Raw genomic sequence first — 3,146 nt, 5'->3', positions numbered from 1 at the left:
GTGTGACCATCAGCACGCCGACTTCGGCAGCCGCCCACAGATCGAGCAGCGTCGTCTGCATGCGCTCGCGCGTCAGCGCGTCGAGCGCGCCGAGCGGCTCATCGAGGAGAAGAAATTCCGGCTCGGCAGCAAGCGCGCGCGCCAAGCCGACGCGCTGGCGCATGCCGCCGGAAAGTTCCCAAATTCGCTTGTCGCCGGCACTGTTGAGCTTGACGAGCTTGAGCAATTCGTCGGCGTGCCGCGCCCGCTTCTCGGCGCTCACGCCGCGCAGCTTGAGCGCGAAGGCGACGTTTTCGCGCGCGGTCAGCCAAGGAAACAGCGCATCATTCTGGAACACCACGGCGCGGTCTGGCCCGGGCGCGGTGATCGGCTGGCCGGCGATCGTGGCCCGGCCACGCGCCGGCTCCACCAGTCCGGCGGCGACGTTGAGCAGCGAGGTCTTGCCGCAGCCTGAGCGGCCGACCAGCACGACGAAGTCGCCCCTGCCGGATTCGCTTTTGCCGATGTCGATCGAGACACGCTCGACCGCGGGGGCCGGCTGGCCGTCATAATGCACGGTGACGTTATCGAGCGTCAGATGCGGCATTGGACTCAACACTCTTCTGCTGGATCGAACGAGGGGCGCCTGTCCCGAACCTGCTCCTCGTAAGCGGTCCGGGACAGGCAGACGCACGGCCAGCGAAGAGGGCCGTGCGAGCTCGCTGCATCAGTTCGAGGCGAGCGCCTCGATGGCATATTTGGCCGTCGCGTATTTCGAGTAGTCGGGAAGCACCGCGTCGATCTTGCCCTGCTCCTTGAGGAAGGCGGACGTCGCCGCGATCGCCTTGACCGTGGCGCCGCCAAGGAACTTGTCGGAGGCCTGCTCGTCGAGCGTCGGGAAGACATAGCCTTTGAGCAGTTCCGGAACCTCTTCGAGCTTGGCGCCGGTGAGCTTGGCGATCTTGCCAGCTTCGGGCGAAGAGACCGACCAGGCCTCGGGGTTGGCCAAGTATCGGGCATAGGCCTCACCGGTGACCTTGACGAAACCGCGCACCACATCTGGATGTTTTTCCGCGAAGTCGGTGCGCACGATCCAGGCGTCGAAGGTCGGCGCGCCCCAGGCGGCGACCTGCGAGGAATCCAGTACCACCTTGCCGGTCGTCTTGATCTGGCCGAGCGCCGGATCCCAGACATAAGCCCCGTCGATGTCGCCGCGTGCGAAGGCGGCGGCGATCTCAGGCGGCCTGAGGTTGAGGATCTCGACCGACTTCGGATCGACGTTCTCATGCTTGAGCGCGGCGAGCAGGCTGTAATGCGTCGTCGAGACGAACGGCACCGCCACCTTCTTGCCGGCGAGGTCGGCGATCTTCTCGATGCCGGCGCCGTTGCGGGCGACCAGCGCTTCCGATTCGCCGATGAGGCCGACGACGAAGATGGTCTGGATCGGCAGCTCGCGGCTGGCGGCGGCGGCCAGCGGGCTCGACCCGACATAGCCGATGTCGACCGAGCCGGAGGCGACGGCGGCGATCACGTCGGCGCCGGAATCGAATTTCCGCCAGTCGATCGCGGCCTTGGTCGCCTTCTCATAGGCGCCGTCGGCCTGCGCAACTTTCGAAGGCTCGACCACCGTCTGGTAGCCGATGGTGATTTTTAGGTCTTCCGCCGCGGCCGGGCCGAGCAGGGCGGCGCCCGCGAGCGCGGCGGACGACAGAAGCAGAATGCGTCGTGAAAGGATTGACATTGAAAGGCTCCATAACCCCGAGAAGCTGAATTGCCGTTCTATCGTCGCTTAATTCTATAAGGTTTGTAGAGTTAGATAATTCCAACGTAGGAGCCTTTATTGGAAAAGTGTCGCCCGCACGGGCGGTTCGGAAGCGCAAAAGGACAGTTGCGAATGCTCGGCTAGATCCCGTCGCAGGTGTTCGAGATTTGGCTGAAAGGCCCACCGCCTCGCCGTCCTCGGCCTCGACCCGAGGATCCATGCCGTGACCGTTGCTTTAGGGTGCAACGGTGCAGAATTCTGAAATGTGCAGCGCCCCGATGTATCGGAATGGAGACGCTTCGCGACGCATCGACGCTAGCGCTGATGCGGCCCTCCCACGAGCGATCCATGAACGAAAATTCTCGCAGCCCTTCATCTGGGCAAATCCATGCCTCAAAGGTAGCGGCAATTGGAAAGCTGCCTTCGTGTTTAGCTCGATTAGTATAGTAATCTTATCAACATTGGGAGTGAGAGAACGATGCGCGATCTTCTGAACACCGTCCCGGCGATCGTTCGCGGCCTCCAGCCGAGGCCGCCAGCGGCGACGGCTGCAGGCCGATCGAGTTAAGTCACGTTCGGCCAGCAGCCATGGTTGGACGCGGCAACTCCATCGTCATTGTCGGCGGCGGCGCCAGCGGCGTCGTGCTGGCCGCGCATCTTTTGAAATCGCCGAATCCCGATCTGCGCGTCGCGCTGATCGAGAGGCGTCCGCATTTCGGGCAGGGCATGGCCTATTCGACGCTGCTTTCCGCGCATGTGCTCAATGTCAACGCCTCCGGCATGAGCGCCTATGCCGACGATCCGACCAATTTCGCGCGCTGGGTGCTGGACAGCGGTCTCGCCCAGCCGGATCAGGGCCCGTTCTACGCGCCGCGCAGCCTTTATGCCCGCTATCTGAAGGAGTTGCTCGACGAACTCGAGGCCCGCGAGCGCGACAGCGGCCGCTTGCGGCTGATCCGCGAGGAGAGCCTGTCGATCTCGCCGACCCCGTCGGGCGTCGAGGTGGCCTTGGTCAACGGCATCAGCGTCGTCGGTCATCTTGCCGTTTTGGCCACCGGCCATGACGAGCAGCCGGGCGCTTTCCAGGGTCGCGCCATCCGCATGGGTTCGGAGGCGGACACCGCGCTCGACCCAGAGGCTACTGTCCTGGTGCTCGGCACGGGCTTGAGCATGGTCGACGCTTTCCTGTCGCTCGAGCAGCGAGGCCATCGCGGCGAGATCATAGCTGTGTCGCGGCGCGGCCTGCTGCCCTCGCCGCATCGCAAGGGCAATCCGATCAAGCTCGACGTCGCCGACATTCCGCTCGGCACCCAGCTTTCTTATTTCGTCGGCTGGTTCCGCAACCTGATCCGCGAGAACCAGAAGGCCGGCGGCGATTGGCGCGACGTCGTCGATGGCCTGAGGC

The 3,146-nt window shown here is 64.2% G+C and carries 3 protein-coding genes; 1 reads left to right on the top strand and 2 read right to left on the bottom strand.

The features are described from left to right. A partial coding sequence (locus EOA33_RS29675; RefSeq protein ID WP_127407260.1) for an ATP-binding cassette domain-containing protein occupies positions 1-586 on the bottom strand: 586 nt, incomplete at its 3' end. A gap of 120 nt (positions 587-706) precedes the next feature. Then, positions 707-1,720, bottom strand: a complete 1,014-nt coding sequence (gene tauA / locus EOA33_RS29670) for a taurine ABC transporter substrate-binding protein (protein WP_127407259.1) — start codon at positions 1,718-1,720, stop codon at positions 707-709. 609 nt (positions 1,721-2,329) lie between these two features. Between tauA and EOA33_RS29665 the strand changes: the two genes are divergently transcribed. After that, on the top strand, positions 2,330-3,146 hold an 817-nt coding region (locus EOA33_RS29665; RefSeq protein WP_127407258.1), incomplete at its 3' end, for an FAD-dependent oxidoreductase.

This window comes from Mesorhizobium sp. M4A.F.Ca.ET.050.02.1.1 (genome assembly GCF_003997725.1).
In the GTDB taxonomy this organism is placed as follows: Bacteria; Pseudomonadota; Alphaproteobacteria; order Rhizobiales; family Rhizobiaceae; genus Mesorhizobium.
Note: the sequence above shows the minus strand (reverse complement) of the source record. Positions and strands in the feature narration are given on the sequence as shown.